17 protein-coding genes are annotated in these 17128 nt (G+C 38.1%); 15 read left to right on the top strand and 2 right to left on the bottom strand.

Annotated elements, in window-relative coordinates:
• Window positions 1-22 precede the first annotated feature (22 nt).
• The 5 genes from prwr041_RS02150 (at window position 23) to prwr041_RS02130 (ending at window position 6161) form a co-directional block, all read left to right on the top strand.
• The gene (locus prwr041_RS02150) at window positions 23-1042 is read left to right on the top strand and encodes a hypothetical protein (protein WP_237072288.1); all 1020 of its coding nucleotides are present in this window, start codon (window positions 23-25) and stop codon (window positions 1040-1042) included.
• The gene (locus prwr041_RS02145) at window positions 1039-1857 is read left to right on the top strand and encodes a toprim domain-containing protein (RefSeq protein WP_207154687.1); all 819 of its coding nucleotides are present in this window, start codon (window positions 1039-1041) and stop codon (window positions 1855-1857) included. Before prwr041_RS02150 ends, prwr041_RS02145 begins: the two co-directional genes overlap by 4 nt.
• Window positions 1858-1911: 54 nt before the next feature.
• A complete protein-coding gene (locus tag prwr041_RS02140) occupies window positions 1912-2847 on the top strand; it encodes a DnaB-like helicase C-terminal domain-containing protein (protein WP_207154686.1) in 936 nt (311 codons plus the stop codon).
• A 490-nt stretch (window positions 2848-3337) separates the two neighbouring features.
• The gene (locus prwr041_RS02135) at window positions 3338-5386 is read left to right on the top strand and encodes a VapE domain-containing protein (RefSeq protein WP_207154685.1); all 2049 of its coding nucleotides are present in this window, start codon (window positions 3338-3340) and stop codon (window positions 5384-5386) included.
• A gap of 370 nt (window positions 5387-5756) precedes the next feature.
• Entirely contained in the window at window positions 5757-6161 is a 405-nt protein-coding gene (locus prwr041_RS02130) for a hypothetical protein (protein ID WP_207154684.1), read from the top strand.
• Between the two features lie 262 nt (window positions 6162-6423).
• On the opposite strand, the gene prwr041_RS02125 is transcribed toward prwr041_RS02130, so the two are convergent.
• Both prwr041_RS02125 and prwr041_RS02120 read right to left on the bottom strand, forming a co-directional pair.
• Window positions 6424-6675 (bottom strand): HTH domain-containing protein, encoded by a 252-nt coding sequence (locus prwr041_RS02125; RefSeq protein ID WP_207154683.1) that lies wholly within the window; start codon window positions 6673-6675, stop codon window positions 6424-6426.
• Between the two features lie 215 nt (window positions 6676-6890).
• Window positions 6891-7025 carry an XRE family transcriptional regulator gene (locus prwr041_RS02120; protein WP_207154682.1) on the bottom strand — a complete coding sequence of 45 codons (135 nt, stop codon included), beginning with the start codon at window positions 7023-7025 and terminating at the stop codon, window positions 6891-6893.
• A gap of 750 nt (window positions 7026-7775) precedes the next feature.
• On the opposite strand from prwr041_RS02120, the gene rhuM reads away from it, so the two are divergent.
• The 10 genes from rhuM to prwr041_RS02075 all read left to right on the top strand — a co-directional run bounded on the left by rhuM (window position 7776) and on the right by prwr041_RS02075 (window position 17014).
• Window positions 7776-8753, top strand: coding sequence for a virulence protein RhuM/Fic/DOC family protein (gene rhuM / locus prwr041_RS02115; protein WP_207154681.1), 978 nt, complete (start codon window positions 7776-7778; stop codon window positions 8751-8753).
• A gap of 597 nt (window positions 8754-9350) precedes the next feature.
• Window positions 9351-9800, top strand: a complete 450-nt coding sequence (locus prwr041_RS02110) for an HU family DNA-binding protein (RefSeq protein WP_237072287.1) — start codon at window positions 9351-9353, stop codon at window positions 9798-9800.
• Between the two features lie 73 nt (window positions 9801-9873).
• Complete coding sequence (locus prwr041_RS13615; RefSeq protein WP_237072218.1) at window positions 9874-9981, top strand: DUF6486 family protein; 108 nt, start codon at window positions 9874-9876, stop codon at window positions 9979-9981.
• Window positions 9982-10595: 614 nt separating this feature from the next.
• Entirely contained in the window at window positions 10596-11555 is a 960-nt protein-coding gene (locus tag prwr041_RS02105) for an AAA family ATPase (protein ID WP_207154679.1), read from the top strand.
• 8 nt (window positions 11556-11563) lie between these two features.
• Complete coding sequence (locus prwr041_RS02100; protein WP_207154678.1) at window positions 11564-13957, top strand: S8 family peptidase; 2394 nt, start codon at window positions 11564-11566, stop codon at window positions 13955-13957.
• 174 nt (window positions 13958-14131) lie between these two features.
• Complete coding sequence (locus tag prwr041_RS02095; protein WP_207154677.1) at window positions 14132-14581, top strand: hypothetical protein; 450 nt, start codon at window positions 14132-14134, stop codon at window positions 14579-14581.
• Window positions 14582-14590: 9 nt separating this feature from the next.
• Window positions 14591-14923 carry a hypothetical protein gene (locus tag prwr041_RS02090; protein WP_207154676.1) on the top strand — a complete coding sequence of 111 codons (333 nt, stop codon included), beginning with the start codon at window positions 14591-14593 and terminating at the stop codon, window positions 14921-14923.
• Between the two features lie 614 nt (window positions 14924-15537).
• On the top strand, window positions 15538-15906 hold the full coding sequence (locus prwr041_RS02085) for a hypothetical protein (RefSeq protein WP_207154675.1): 369 nt from the start codon (window positions 15538-15540) through the stop codon (window positions 15904-15906).
• A gap of 216 nt (window positions 15907-16122) precedes the next feature.
• The gene (locus prwr041_RS02080; RefSeq protein ID WP_207154674.1) at window positions 16123-16563 is read left to right on the top strand and encodes a hypothetical protein; all 441 of its coding nucleotides are present in this window, start codon (window positions 16123-16125) and stop codon (window positions 16561-16563) included.
• Between the two features lie 10 nt (window positions 16564-16573).
• Window positions 16574-17014 carry an NTF2 fold immunity protein gene (locus prwr041_RS02075; RefSeq protein ID WP_207154673.1) on the top strand — a complete coding sequence of 147 codons (441 nt, stop codon included), beginning with the start codon at window positions 16574-16576 and terminating at the stop codon, window positions 17012-17014.
• Window positions 17015-17128 lie beyond the last annotated feature (114 nt).

The following is a 17128-nucleotide window of genomic DNA, read 5'->3' as shown; positions in this document are numbered from 1 at the left end:
AAATTTCCTTAATAGCGAGGAAATGCAGAAATTAGACATCAATCACCGTCTTGAAGGACGTGGAGCAATCATGTTTATCTTTGAGTATCTTGTTGACCGCAGGAACGGATTGGGAAGTTATATCAGCATTCCTAGTCTTGCCAGAGCAATGGGAAAGAATAAAAAGTTCTTGCTTGAGATAATCAATAATTACGGATTGTTTTGCAGTCCAAAAGACACCGATATTTTTTATAGTCCTTATCTGCGTACTACTCTCGGCTTGCCAGAACACCCTTCTGATGAAGAGATTAAGGAGTGTGTTGGAGGGTGGAAAAGCACAAAGAAAGTCAAGGAAAGTTGCAAGAAAAATCAAAAAAGTTCCAACAAAGTTGCAACATTTTCAAAAAAAGTTGCAAAAATAACGCCGCAACTCGCTGAAAATCAGCACCCCCACTATATAGAACATAAAGATAGAAATAGAGATAAAGATATAAATACAGAAACTACTGCTATCGCTGTAGTAAAGGCAGAAGCATCATCAGATTTTCTGGCGAAGATGAATTTAATTTTTGATGACGATAACTGGTTGAGAACCTTGGAGGGAGAGACTGGTATCAAACTGTTTTCTGATAACGGCATACGCCAGCAGGTCATTGAATGGTTTGATAAACGTCTGATTATGAGCGGATGCAACGATGAATCGGGCTATAAGCCTCGTGACGCAAAGAAATATCTTCGCAATCTGTTGATAGCTGGGCGCAAGACACGAAATGAATTTAATGAACTGCTGAAGCGCCACCGTGAAAAGGCAAAGCGAAAAGCGTTGCTGTGTCCCCCTGATAATCGCACTTCCGGACCAAGCGAGTATGAGACTGTTGTTAATGGAGTGCGCTATGCCCGACAGAAGGAGTCCGTTCCCATGTCTGCACCGCCTCAGGATCACGTGTATCGTCGTTGGAGCTGCATCCGTAACGAATGGGTTGCTCCTGACCAGTGGAACTTTGAAATGGAAATGATGGCACGTAAACGAATGGGAATGCCTGATAAATTATTGATACTATGAGCGAACAATACGAAAGAATATCAATCTCTGACCTTGAAATCAAGGGAAGCAGAGAAAGCGGACAGGTAAGGTCTACATGTCCGCATTGCAGAGACTATAAGCAGCATGGCAACGCTGCCTGTATGAGTATTAATCTGGATACTGGTTTCGGTCAGTGTTTCAAATGCGGAACGAAGTTTCTGCTGAAGGAACGTGCCCAGAAATGGCAGCAGCACACTCGCAGCTTTGCCAAGAAAAAGACTTATAAGCGACCGTCTTTGCAAGGACTGCAAAGCAATTACAACGCAACAATGATTGACTATGTGCTGCGTCGTGGACTGGACCCACAAGCGTGCCTCTCTCACGGCATCTACATGGCAAAGCGCAAGTTCGGTGGCATAGAGCGAGACTGCTTGGCTTTCGCCTTTTACGAGGGCTCGCAGGTTATAAACATCCAGTATAAGACCACCGACAAGCAGTTCAGCTTTGAGGCAGACTGTGAGCTGATTCCTTACGGCATCGACAACATTCTTGGCTGTGACGAGATGATTATCACTGAAGGACTCTTTGATGCAGAGGCGATGATAGAGGCTGGATATCCCAACACGGTGAGCGTTCCAAACGGTGCAGGCACAGATTTCAAACGCAGCTTTGAGCGGTTTAAATACAGTCATCTTGCCGACATCAAGACGGTGTATATCGCTGGCGACAACGATGAGGAAGGCTTGAAATGCAGGGCAAACATTGCAGCCTATTTTGGCGAAGCTAGATGTAAGCAGGTGGAGTGGCCCGAAGACTGCAAGGATGCTAACGACGTGATGATGAAGCATGGCTAGGCTTGTATCGGCGAGTGCATCAAGGCAGCTACAGACTGCCCGATTGCGGGAGCGGTGACACTGAACGACATCAGTGGGCGACTCGACGTGATTTATCAGGAGGGTTTGAAACCTGGTCTGACAATCGGCGTGAAGGGTTTTGATCATCTTGTGCGTTTTGAACTTGGCAGAATCATGGTGATAAGCGGATATCCAGGAACGGGTAAGAGTTCGTTTGAGGACTTCATCATTCTCAGTCTGGCTCGTCAGTACGGTTGGAAGACGGCGATATTCACGCCTGAGAAGTACCCTACGGAACTGCACTACATGGAGCTTGCCGAGATACTCACGGCAACGAAGTTCCACAAGGACAAGATGCCTAAGCAGATGATGCAGAACGCCATAAACTGGTTGGGTGATAACATCTATCACATCGACGGTGAGGGCGGTGCAGCAATCGACGACATCCTTCATGTGGCGTTGCAACTGAAGCAGCGTTACGGCATCAGTGTGTTTGCGCTGGACCCTTTCAACTATGTTGACTTGCCGATGATAGCGGGTGCAAACGACACGCAGAAAATCAGTGACGTGCTGAAGAAGATAGTGGCGTTCGCTCATCAGCAGAATGTATTCGTGATTGTGGTGGCGCATCCGAAGAAGCCTGATGACTTCGGAAAGACGGAGAGGGCAGCGAGTCTGTACGACATAGCCGGTTCGGCAGACTTCTACAACAAGTGCGATTACGGAATCATTCTGAATCGTGACAAGGAGCGTGATCTCACTTTCGTAAACGTGCTGAAGATAAGGTTTCGGCATTTAGGTCAGACTGGCAAGTGTGCGTTAAAGTTCGACCGCAAGACGGGTAGGTTCATCGGTTGCACGGAGACGTACGATGAAAAGAACGACATCATCTACACGCCATTGCAGTATGATTACGACAACTGGATTAATGCAACGCCGATCGTGCAGGAGCTTCCGTTTGAGGATGATGAGGATGTAGAGCCGTTCTAAATATAAACTTTTAAAACAACGATTATGTCAAATTTATCAATCGGGGAACACTCCCCGAAACAATCAGATGCCAGAAATGCGGGCGTGAACTTCCTAAACAGAAGTTAGAACGCATGAAGTCGGGAACTTATCGACAGGTATGCAACCAGTGTAAATACGAGTACTACATCAAACCCTCTAGGGTAAGGCGCATACTCAGGGAACTGGATTCTGGGGGCATGCCATGAGGTTTGCAAACAAAATAGCTACGAAGCTACGTCATTGACTTATCTGATTATCAGTCAGTGGTTTGCAACGAAAAAAGATTGAATTTAGCTACGATAAGCTACGTTCAAGCTACGTAAATTTCTGCGTTTTACGAAGTAATGCACTGCAATATGATTGAAAACGCAAGGTAAAACATCGACAAACGCAAGGCGAAACATCGTAAAACGCACTGCAATGCTTCGTAAAACGCAAATGATAATTTATAATTTAAATTTCTACAACAATGAATATCAAATATGTGTATAAATCAAGAGGAGAGAAGAAACAAAAGCTTATCAGTCTTGATGAATTCTGCAATCAAGTGAAAAATTGCAAGTTCCAGAAGCTCCGTGACAGCTTGAAATACAAACTTGGCGCTTCTATCAACCTTGAAAACACGAAATTTGAGGAGACAGAACGACTTCCACACGTATATTTCTCTATGGGTAAGGGCTATACCGGACTTGTGATGCTCTCTTTTCGTGCAGAAGGCGGTTGGACAGCCAACTACAAGTTTCTGGCTTCGGCACTTCCGCAGACACTGCTCTGCTTCGTGGGTTCGTCTGCCAAGACATTGAAGATAGTCGTGCCTTTTGCGTTGCCAGATGGTAGTCTGCCGACAGACGACAAGGACATCGCAATGTTTCATCAGACGGCACACATCATGGCGGCTAAGTTTTATGAGGCAGAACTCGGTACGCAGTGCGAAGCAGTATGTCCTGGAGTGGAAAACGGCTGCTGTATGTCGTGCGACGAAAGCATATTCTACAATCCAAATGCGGTGAAAATGGTCGTGAGTAAGCCCTTGAGTGATGTGGCGCAGACAGACAAGCTACAGCGCAGCATCATCAGGTATCCCATTGTGGCACATAACGACATGCTGCCCGATTTTGACAAGCATCAGATGTCGATGATCAAATATCTGATGTGCTATCGCAATGTGGTTGAAAACGGCGGCTATGAGGACACAGACGAGATGTTGACAATACTTGCCAAAGATTGTCAGCGCAACGGACTGGAAGAGGAGTTTGCCGTGAGCAGGACATTGAGGTATGCGTTTGCAAAGAACATTGAGATTATCGTGCGCAACTGCTTCCGCAATGTTTACGACGTGAACATTCCCCCTTCAAGCTGTGTAGTACCGAAACCAACAATTGATCAGGCACGGCTTCGCCAATTTCTCTTTGTACGCTATGCGTTTCGCAGAAACATCATCACCGGCGACTGTGAATACCATACCAAAGATAGTTACATATTCTCGTGGCATCCGCTTACAAAGGAAGTCTACAACACGATGACAATCAACGCAAAAGCTGAAGGCATAGACGCATGGGACAAGGACATCAAGCGGTTTGTTGAATCAACGTTTGTTGAAAGTTTCGACCCGATAACGGAGTATATCTCGGCATTGCCTGAATGGGACGGCGAAGAGCGCATAGAACGCTTTGCGAGCAGGGTGCAGACGGATTTCAGGGACTGGGCGCAGTATTTTCATCTGTGGTTCCGTGGTATGGTGAGCCAGTGGATGGGGCGTAACGTGATGCACGGCAACTCAATGGTGCCCATGCTTGTAGGTGCTCAGGGTGACGGCAAGTCGACATTCTGCAGAATGATTCTGCCAGAGGAACTACTGGTGTATTACACCGACAGAGTGGACTTTGCAAAGCGCAACGACGCAGTGAAGGCTTTGACGAGGTTTCTGCTGGTAAACATCGACGAGTATGACAGTATTTCAAAGCGTCAGACGGCATTTCTGAAATACATGCTCACAACGGCAGACGTGAAATATCGCAATCTGTATGAGAGTATTGTGCAGCAGCATCAGCGTTATGCGGCGTTTGTGGCGACGACGAATAATCCTCAGCCACTAAACGACAGTACGGGTTCACGAAGATATATGTGCGTTCAGGTGAACGATCGCATAGACACGTCGGCAACGGTAGATTATGCGCAGATGTATGCTCAGGCAGTAGCCGAGATAAGGGCTGGGATGAAGACATATTTCGATAACGAGGACGAGCAAGTAATTCAGATCAGCAACGGTGTTTTTCAGCAATACGACTGCATAGACGAGATATTCTCAGACATGTTTCATCGCCCCCTGAAGACTGATGTCGCAATACGCATGACGGTGACGGAGATTGTGGCGCGGATGAAGGAGAAATACAGAAACATAGAACTGAACAAGAGCAACATCATGAGAGTTGGTCACATCTTGCGCAACGGCAAATACAAATTCATCCGCAACAAGCGTCTCGAATATTTCCTTGCTGAGAACGTAGCTAAGCCGTAGCTTGACGTAGCTAAAAAGTGAGGTGGTGAATATGTAACAGGGTGAATATCAGAGGATTGGTATGGTGCCGTAGCTTCGTAGCTAAAATTTATTAGATGGTGGGAGGAGGGGGGAAGTGGAGTTTAGTTTTTATTAATGGAGTCCAAAATAAAACTATTGATTTAGACACTTTTTGCTAGTAAAAAAATGTAAATATGATATGGGTAAAATAACTGAATGTCGATTTTGTAAGTTATATAATATGTGTAAACTAAATATCTGTTTTGATAGTTTTAAACTTGCTTAAGTTAATTTATAAAAAAGTCAATTTGTTTATTCCCTTAATTATGTATTCAATATATACCTTTGCATAGAATTAAAAAAACTATAAATGAAATTTAGATTATTAGTTACATCGAAGAAGTGTTTTTTGACGATTAGTCTTATATTGTTATTGTTGAATACCTTTACGGCATGCAGTAAGGACGATGAGGGCATAGATAAACAATTTGCGAATACTGTATGGATTCATCGTTTTACTCCTGCAGATCATATGGAAAATGGCGTTTGTGCAGAGGTTTATGTATTTTTGAGTGACGGCACGATAAAAGATTGCGCTTTGGATAGCAATGATAAATACTTGATGGATTTGGGAACTTATCATTTTTATCGTATAGATAAAAATCATATTGCGTTTTCTAAAGATGCTACTAATGGTATTCTTATAGATGGCAATCATTTTTTTGCATTTTATGACTTCTACAAGAGTGCTTATCGCCCAGAAAATTTGGCTTAATTGCTAATTTAAGAGCAATAGTAAAACATAGAAATGCAGCAAGCTGTATTATTACGTAGAGAAAGACAATTTGAGTTGTTTTGTGGTTTATCTGCGATTATCTGTGTAATCTGCGAGAGACAATTGGGTTTCTTCATTGTGCAGATAGCTTGAGTACTCTTGCGTGTTATTCTCTCGCAGATAACGCAGATGACGAATATAGCGCAGCCTAATACAGCAAGGCCGCATTAGGCTTATCTTCTAATTTTTTTTCCAATTTTATTCATGCTTTCTCTTCATTCTGGTTAACCATCCATTTACCAGTTTTTCTTGAACCCACACGCATAATGATTTTTCTCTTTTTCAAATCATCTAGCTCTCTTTGAATAGTTCTAATTGATACATTCATTTTTTCTGCAAGTTCCTCTCTTGTGATAATAGGATCCTCTATCAATATATGAATAATTGAACGATCAAATTCTCTTAATTTTAAAGTGCCATTTATAGTGCCATTTAAAGTGCCATTCTTCTTCAATACATAATTATTGTTTCGCAACTCTATAGAAAAAGAATTCTCTTGTGAGCGGAAACGCGGTTCTTTAGTTTCAGTAAATCCAGGTAGCTTTGAAGTTTCTTTAGTATATTATCCATATTTTACAAACTGCTTTCATTTATAAAAAATAAAATCAATGACATTATAGAAAGGCATCTGATATAAAAATAATACCTATTATCATTGCTTTCATTTTATTAGTTTTGTGATTGATTATAGTTAGTATGTTTTGTTATTTCATCATCCATACGTGCATCATAATTTGCACGTTCAGCAGTGCCATGCTCTCCAATTGTCTTGTTGAGCATTTCTTCATGTGTGTAAAGTTTCATCTCTTTTCTATTTTTTTATATGTTATTTTTAGTTTCTAATGAGTTCATTGTGCTAGAATCAAATCAATACTGAGACTTAAGGAATAAATGCTGTTTATAGAAAAATCTCATGGTATAAAAATAAAACGACCCGCCAATTTAAGCATTGTAAAGAGGCTTGGCAGGTTCTAGTGATGCAAAAGTACTTCATATTTTTTATTGTTGCAAGTCTTTTCCTAAATATTTAAGTGCGATTTTATTTGTTTTTGAGCTATTACTAGTTATGAAACGGCCGTTTAAAACACATAAGGGAAGAACGAGGAAAGAGCAAGCGTCCCTCACAGATAGCTTGAGTCCTCTTGCGTGTTATTCTCTTGCAGATAACGCAGAGGTCGCAGACAAATAGCAAACTACATAAATTGCTGTATCTCCACTATGTGGTATCTGTCTTTTGTCTGCGTGAATCTGCTTAATCAGCGAGAGAATTGTCCGTTTACACATATAAGGGAAGGGTAAAGGTATGGCAGTGTTTTTGGGAAATGGCAATTTACTTGTTGATATAATTAATTGGGGTAAATGTGTCTTTTTTTGTCATAATTTTGTTATCTTTGCATAATTGGTCACTAAATTATTGTAAATCACAGATCATCGAAAGGATTTTGTGAATATTCGAATATAAAGATGAAGCACTGTAAGTTGAACTTTCTAATTTACTAAAACAGGAAAAAGAGAGCAAGCAGAATGTACTTAATCTATTTAAAAAGTTAAGCTATGGAATTGAATGATAAAATTATAATCTATACCGCAAGCGATGGGCAGACGGCTATTGATGTTAAGCTTGAAAACGAGACAGTGTGGTTAAATGTTAATCAAATGACTGAACTGTTCCAAAAGGAGGCTTCTAATATTAGACGTCACATTATTAATGTTTTTAAGGAAGGGGAATTAGAGAAAGAAAGCAACGTGCATTTTTTACACGTTCCTTTTTCTGACAAGCCAGTTCCTTACTATTCCCTTGATGTAATCATATCTGTGGGATATCGGGTAAAGAGCAAACGAGGTACTCAATTCCGTATTTGGGCAAACCGGATATTGAAGGACTATCTTGTAAAAGGATATGCCATCAATAATAGTATTGCTTCAAGAAAATATGAAGAGCTTTGTCATTTAGTGCAGATTTTAGGACGTACAGTAAACTCACAATCAGAACTTACTACCGACGAAAGTCAACAACTAATCAGTGTGGTTTCCGATTACACCTATGCTCTAGATACGCTCGACCGCTACGACTACCAACAGCTTGCAGTGGAACAAACAACACAAGAAGAGCTTTTCCATGCTACTTACGATAATGCGATGGCAGCTATTCAACAGCTAGAAGTGAAGTTCGGTGGAAGTCGATGGTTTGGAAATGAGAAGGATGATTCCTTTAAGAGTTCTGTTGGACAGATTTATCAAACTTTTGGAGGTGTTGATTTATATCCATCAGTAGAAGAAAAGGCGGCAATGTTGCTATATTTAGTTACAAAAAATCATTCTTTCAGTGATGGAAATAAACGTATTGCGGCTACATTGTTCTTATGGTTTATGCAGAATAATGGTATTCTATATGATACAAATCGCAGAAAACGTATTAGTGACGGAACTCTCGTTGCACTTACATTGATGATTGCCGAGAGCCGCACAGAAGAGAAGGATATCATGGTTAAAGTGGTTGTAAATCTTATTAATAAGAACTGCACAAACTAGGGGATACGATTATAACTACTATTCTTAGCAAAAAGATAATCAACAGCTAAGATAGAGATAACGCCTATGTGTTACAAAACATTTAGGCGTTATTTTTTTTGTTCAAGCTTATAACAACTACTTATAAGTAATTATTAGAAATAAAGAACGAATTAATCTTAGTATTGCGCTATTCTAAACTATAGATATGCACGATTTTAGTAGATACCAAATAGCTATGAAAGAAAGTGCTGCGATATATTCTCACAGTGTTACGCAGTACCCATCTGTCTTTTGTCTGCGTGAATCTGCGAGATCTGCGATATAATCGGCCATTTTACACATGCAAAGAACGAGTAATAAAACAAAAGAATATCAGAGGGAATCAGCGGGAGAACAGACCGTTATGTTACTTTGGCTAACACCCCAAACCTTATTTCATTGCATGCTCGGAAAAATACGAGTACCTTTGCCGTGTCATTTGAAAATCAAGTGACTGGGCTTAATGAAAGGAGGAACATTATAGGTGCACATATATAACGCTTTCAGCAAGTCTCAAACAGTAAAAAACAATTTAAAACGAAAGGAAAAAGAAACATGCTGAATTACAAAATTTACATGAACAAGAACAAAAAGAATCTGAAAACCTATAACAAGTTTTACGCTCGTGCCGTCTATCTCGGAACAACTGAACTCGCTGACATGGCAGACAAGATTCAGGCAAACTGCTCAGTTAAAAAGAGTGATGTACTAGCGGTACTCACAGAACTCGCAGAGGTGATGACTGCCGAACTTCAGGACTCAAAGGTCGTAAAGATCGCAGGACTAGGTGCGTTCAAGCTCACACTGAAATGTGTAGGCGCAGAAAGTATCAAGGAATTCTCTGCAGCCAAGAACATCAAGAAAGTCAACATCCGCTTCTGTCCAGAAGCACATGTCGACGCAGGTTCAAAGACACGCACCAAGGCATTGGTAACCGGTACGCAGGTCAAGGAGTACGCCGAGTACAACAAGATCAAAACTGCATCAGCTGCAGGTGATCCAAACGGCGGAGTCGTTCAACCATAAACATTGCTCCCCCCTGATGCGCACAGGGGGACATTGCTTTAAACAAACAACGAATTAAAAACAAACAAAAACAATGGATAAGAATAAAGTAAATATTTCGTGGATCATAAAGATAGTAATCGCTATCGCTTCAAGTCTTCTGGGGTTGCTTGGAACGCAACAGAACGAAACACAGAACTAGCCGAGTGAGCTATCATGATTTCAACGACTTAATTAAAATCATAACCAACTTAATATGGTTAATCGCAGCGCTCACAGCGCTACTTAGCTGCACGGTATGGATGGCAGGATAACAAACAGAGGGATGTGCTAAAGCGCATCCCTTTTATTGTTTTGTTTGATTCTCGCAGATGGTTATTGTTTGTGCTCCCGCTGATAGATTGAGTATGCTTGCGTGTTATTCTCCCGCAGATCCCCGCAGATAAACAGCATGAGTTACATTATCTCCCGCAGACTTATTATATCAACTTGAACGGCCTATTCTCTCGCAGATAGCGCAGAGGTCGCAGAGGAACGCAGCAAGCTGCATTATTTCGCAGAGAAAGACAGTTAGGTAGTTCGTGTGGTTATTGAGGTTTGTCTGCGTAATCTGCGAGAGACATTGGGGTTTCTTCTTTGGCAATAGATTGAGTACGCTTGCGTGATTATTCTCTCGCAGATAGCGCAGACAAAAGAAATAAATTAAGGTAGGAAATAGTAAATATGACCGTGTAAATTAAATAATATCTATTCAATTTTGTAAGTATAGTAAAAATGACTATCTTTGCATTGTAGTTATTGGACTTAATAATTAATATGGCAACTTCGGAACAAATACTATCTCTGATTAGGAATCATCTCAATAACGATGATTCACAGTTCAGAAAGGTGGCACTGCAGATTTCTGCGGTGGAGACCAAAAATGGTCATGTCGTATTGGGCCGCACAATTCAAGACTTACTTAGCAAGAAGAATACTTCTTTTAGTCCAATGCATATTGCAACAAGACATAAAGACGTAGAAGATTTATTGATACAATGCGATAGCTTTGATGATTTAAAAAGCCTTATTGCGTCTGATGAAATTGTTGAGAAGATAAAACGAGTTCTTAAAGAATACGAGAAACGTGATGAATTGAAGAAGTATGGGCTTGCAAATAGGCGGAAGCTAATGCTCTATGGTGATCCTGGAACTGGTAAAACCATGACAGCTCGTGTTTTGTCTAAAGAGCTAAACCTTCCATTTTTCGTTGTAAGAACAGAAAAGGTCGTAACTAAGTTTATGGGTGAAACTGGCCTTAAACTAAGTAATATATTCGATTTTATCTCAGAAGTTCCTGCTGTTTATCTTTTTGATGAATTTGATGCAATTGGTGCACAGAGAGGAATGGATAATGACGTTGGTGAACAAAGACGTATATTGAATACTTTCCTTCAATTATTGGAAAGAGACAGTTCAGAAAGCTTTATCATAGCTGCAACAAATAGTGTCAGTTCTATTGATAAGGCACTGTTCCGCAGATTTGATGATGTGATTGAATACACATTGCCAGATTGTCAGCAGCGCCTTAAACTTTTAAAGGAATCTCTTTATACAGCTAAAGATTTAGATTTTTCAATGATAGAACCTTTATTTGAAGGTATGAGCCATGCAGAAATAAAAATGGTCTGTGCTGACATCTTTAAAGATTCGCTTTTAAATGATATTACAATTACAGAAGAACTAGTAAAAAGCGTAATCAGCATGCATAATGCTCGGTGTCGCAATATTGGATAAATAATCAAATGCAGAAAAAACACTTTTATTTAGCTAATAAAATAGCTGAAACTAGAAAATTTAAAGTTCGATCCCAAGGTGGAGAATCAAAAATACCACAACGCAATCGTGAAGAACATGCCGATTTTATAAAAGGTCAATATGAAAAAGTTATAAATGACGCTTTAGGATTGCAAGATATGTTAACCGGTCCTGAAGAAACAGTTGCTGACGGTGTATATTTGGATGTTGACGTGGTAAAAGGACTTATTCCCAAATCACTAGACACAAAAAACGGCGTGCAAATCCTTAAAGTTTCAGAAGAAGAAACTGATATCGTAACAATATACGTAAAGAAGGAAAAAAGAGATTGGCTGCCTGATAAGGTTGATAAATATATTCATGAAGAAACAATAACAGGAAGACCAAAATATGAAGATCTTATAGCTCCGATAAACGATATATTACCAGCTGATATCAAATCATTATACGAACCATATAATACTTTTGAAGGATTACCACAGAAAACTCCCCTTTTATTTGAATTATGGATAAATAAAAGATATGATTATTCTATTGATGTCATATCACAAACGCTAGATGAACAAAACATTGAATGCAATATTGAAAATAGACTTCAATTTGATGATGTAGATGTATTTCTAATTAAGACCACCAAAGAAACTCTAGATACGCTTCCAACCTATTTAGGATATATTGAAGGTATAAGAAGATATCACCAACCATCCATTTTAACTGAAACACATGAAACAAATCGAGAATGGAATGCATTGCTTCGCGATGAAATATCATTTATAGACGGTTCTTTACGTGTTGGCATATTAGATTCAGGTGTTAACAATGCTCATGAGTTGTTATCACCAATTTTACCAGATGATAAAATGGATTCTGCAATTGGAGTGCTTGATAATATTGATCATGGCGATCATGGTACAGGTATGGCTGGTTTAGCTTTATTGGGAGACTTGACGGAATTAGCTTATCGAAGTGGAATGAATTTGAACATTAGTCATTCATTGGCATCTGTAAAGATTATAGAAAATGGACATGAAACAGATTCTGATTTTTATGGTTCAGTAATAGAAGAAGGCATTGATAAAGCACAAGATATGGGAGCTGTAATAGATTGTATGGCAGTTACTGATGAAGATACGTTTAATAACAGCCCTACATCTAGTTCGGCAGCCTTAGATGAAAGCATTTATCATGGGGGAGCTTGCGATCGCCTTGTTTTAGTATCTGCAGGCAATATTGAAACAAGTGATGTTGATTATAATAATTATTTAGATTCATGTAAAGCGAGTGCTATATTAAGTCCTTCGCAAGCGTGGAATGCTTTGACTGTTGGAGCTTACACAGAAAAAGCGATTACATCTAATCGCGACCAACATCCTTTAGCTGCGCCTGGGGGAATCTCACCTTTATCAAGAAGTACATATTCTTGGGTTAATGCTAATTGGCGTGTTAAACCAGAAATTGTCATGGAGGGAGGAAATGTTACTTACAGTCCAGCTTACGGTGTTTCGACTGATCCTGATCTAAGTGTCATCACAACAAGTCAGGATTTAAGTCAGCCACTTATAGATTTTAATGCAACTAGTGCAGCAACAGCATTAGCAACTAATTTAGCAGCAAAAATCAAAGAAGCAAATCCTGATTTAAGTGTATTATCAGTTAGAGCTTTGTTAGTACATTCAGCAGAGTGGACGTCTGAGATGAATAAACTTGGCAAAGCAGAGGATATTATGCCTTTATGTGGGTATGGTGTCCCAAATGAAGCTGTTGCTACTTTTAGCAGTGAAAAATGTGCAACCTTTGTATTTGAAAATGAAATTGTGCCGTTTATCGAAGGTAGTTCTTCAAATAACATCTACAATGAAATGCATTACTATGATTTACCATGGCCTAGTGAACTATTAGAGGCTATGCATGATGAAAATGTTACGATGAGGATTACACTTTCTTATTATGTGAAGCCTGCTCCCGGAAGAGGAGGTAGAAATAACAAGTATCGTTATCCATCAGCAACATTGTATTTTGACATTAAGAAATCTACTGAAACAGAAAAAGAGTTTCTTGCTCGTTGCAATAAGAACGATGAAGAGGATAATTCATCAAAATCCAGAAATGCCACTAAACTTTGGAATGTAGGTATCGAAAGAAGGAAAAACGGAACTGTTCAGTCTGATTGGATTACTTGCACAGCTCAGGAATTGGCTGAATGTGGAAAAATAGTTGTATGTCCTAGTTGTGGCTGGTGGAAAGAACGCAAGTTGAAAAATGTAGATAATAAAATCAAGTATTCGCTTGTGGTTTCGATTAAGTCTGAACAAACAGAAATATACCAAGCTGTTGAGACCGCTATCAAGAATAGAATTGGAATAACAATTGCCAATATATAACTCTGTAGTTACATCTCTTGATAGCGTTGATTTTAATACAATGAAATATTTTAAAATTGCAGTTGTTGAAGAGAGGTATAGAAACGATCTATTTTTAAAAAAGGATAATTAAGAATAGTCTTTTTTGGAAAAGTCAATTTTATTTTTTATCTTTGTTAAATTAATAATAAAGCTATGGAAGAAAAAAAAATCATTAAAACAAAGGGACTTCTAGTCCTATTTCTAATTTTACTTTTAAATAGTTGTGCTACTTCTATTTCAAGTTTTGATCAATATGCTTACACCCAAACAACTTCTGTAAAAGTTGACGCTTTAAATCTGATGGATTTAGCAAAGAAGGATGGGTACAATAATCACATTCAAGCTTTTCAAGATTTACAAACAAATTTGCAGAAGATATATGAATATGAAAAAAATCGTCCTAAAAATGAGATAACAATAAAGTTGTGGGATAAACTCTTGGATAAAAATGGAGGACTTTTGGGCGGCTTCTTGGAAAGATGGAAACAAGGCACTAAAATGAGTGTTACTTTTGTTTCAAATACAGAAGAACAAGTAGGGGACGCATTTGATATGATATCAGGATTAGAGAGTAAAAAAATAAAAAGTACAGATATAAAATAATAAATAATCATGGGAGCAATAATAAATTTTGAATCAATTTATAATGAATTGAAAGATGCTGTGATTAATATTGCAGTTTCTAGTTATAAAAATTATAAAAATGCGGTTATTCCTGATGTTACCGCCTATTTAGATAAAGAAAAAGGAAAAATAGAAGAGTATACTTTGCAGTTATCTCAAAATGCTATAACTGAAGATGAATTTAAATTTAATGTTAAAGGGTTAAAAGATCTCTGTGAAATGAAGGCTCTTGAGCAATGTGGAGTTACTCAAATAGAACTAGATAAATTAAAATCAAATATAAAGAATACAATTATAACCACTATTCTTAGCAAAATATAATCAATAGCTAAGATTAAGATTACGCCTAAGTGTTATTAAACATTTAGGCACTATTTTTTTGTTCAAGTTTATAACAACTACTTTTACTCTTGGTAAAATTACTTATAAATGATTCTAAAATACAAGAAACAAATTATCTTAGTCTTTTACTATTCTAAACTATCGATATGGACGGTTTAGTAATTATCAAATAGCATTGAATGGATTAGCTGAGAAATATTTTCATAGTGTTACGCTGATTCATTTAATCAATTTGTCTTTCTCTGCAGAGAATCTGCGGGAATCTGCGAGAGAATATGCCGCTTACAGATATTAGCTCCATATAAAGAAAAGAATATTAGGGTAATCTGCATGAACCATGGGGAGTCTTTAGTCTTTGTGCTGTTCTTAAAAGGTAATGCTTACATTTGTAGCATCAATGTGTGTGTAAATGATTAGCGTTAAAATTTGGTAGTAGCTTCAAAATTATGTAACTTTGCGTTCAGAAGTTATTCTCAAATGAGATAATACCTGAAATTAAAATGACCATGAAACAGTTCAACTTACACACCAGACAATTAATAATACTTAGTACTATATTATTTTTCTGTATATCATGTTCTTCTCTTAATCAGATGGCACTTCCTTCTAAGAGGATTAGTATTGATTTGCTCTCTGTAAGAGTCTTAATGAACATCCCAAATCCTATTCATTCTAATAAAGAAAATTATGAAGAGGGCGTTGTTTATATATATACATTCAATGATGGAGGAGGGATTATCCTTCATGAAGGTGCATTAATGCAATTCGAAGTAGATTCTTATAAGCCTTCTGTAGTAGTACACAAAAAAGAACATACGATTTATATTGGGAAAGAAAATGATAGATGTTGGAGGAAAGATGTTTGCAAAGGCTTAAGATTCTATTATTATAATGTTCCTAGTAATCATAAAAAACAATATGATAGGATTTTTGATACAATGAAGATTTTAAAGAGAAAATAAAAGTAAAGTCTTTCGTGTGGTAAATCAAATGAATGAAAATGTACATTCGTATGTTTATATTGTAACGCTTCTGTTATGCTCTTGCAAGAAAGACTGTGATATCCATGGATATGCCATGTGACCTTAATAACCCGACAAGATTAAGTAATAATGTTACTCATCAAATAGAATCAATATAAATACTAAACAGTTTAAAAAATTCAAACAAAATAGCTTATGATGAAAACTAAATCTTTATTTGTGAATGGTGTCATATCTTTGGTAGTATTAGTATGTGGAATAGTTATAGGAAAGTTTCTTCCCTCAACTAAACCCCAAACGCCCAAGATTACAAAATATGTATATTCAGGAGAGATTAATACGGGATGCAAAACCCCTATACCACCACTAGTTCATCGTATTAGTCGTTATGACGTTTTTAATAAAATTGGTGGGGTGCCAAATGTCTCTACTGCCTATGAAATAAGCAATGCAATATTTATTCGTACATTTGGTAAAGATAAGATAAATTATTCTATACCTTTTAAAATAGAACTGCAAGATGGTTATATCTGGAGTATAGAGGCACAATCACTAAATACACCTCTTTTGCTTTTTTACAATATTAGAATTGATAAACGTAATGGTAGTATAGATAGTTTGTTCGTGGAAAAATAAAAAATAACTTATGATGAAAACTAAATCTTTATTTGTGAAAGTTCCTATATTTTTGATGATATTGGTATGTGGAATCGTCATAGGGAAGTTTCTTCCCTCAACTAAGCCTGAAGCACCCAAGATTAAAAAATATGACTATGTGGGAAAGATAAAAACTGGATTCCCTCCTGAGAAACTACAATATCATCATTTTACTAGCATCAAAGATGTGAATAAATTTGGTGTGGTACCAGATGCCGCTACTGCTTATATTATAGCTAAAGCTATATTGCGTGCTACATATGGTAGAGAAGATAATATAGATTATTCCATACCTTGTACTATACAATTACAAGATGGTGATGTCTGGAGTGTTGATGCTGCATGTAGTAGGGCTATGTTTACGAAATGTTACAATATAGCAATTGATAAACGTGATGGTCATATCGTAAACTTGAGCGCAGAAATATAATATGGTTTCCCGCAATTTGTCTTTCTCTGCAGAGAATCTGCGTAAGAATAAGTCTGCTTTAGCAAATCAGCTACATACAAAGAAAACTATCTGCGTGAATCTGCGGGAGAATAA

It is taken from the genome of Prevotella herbatica, assembly GCF_017347605.1.
Taxonomy (GTDB): Bacteria; Bacteroidota; Bacteroidia; order Bacteroidales; family Bacteroidaceae; genus Prevotella; species Prevotella herbatica.
Note: the sequence above shows the minus strand (reverse complement) of the source record. Positions and strands in the feature narration are given on the sequence as shown.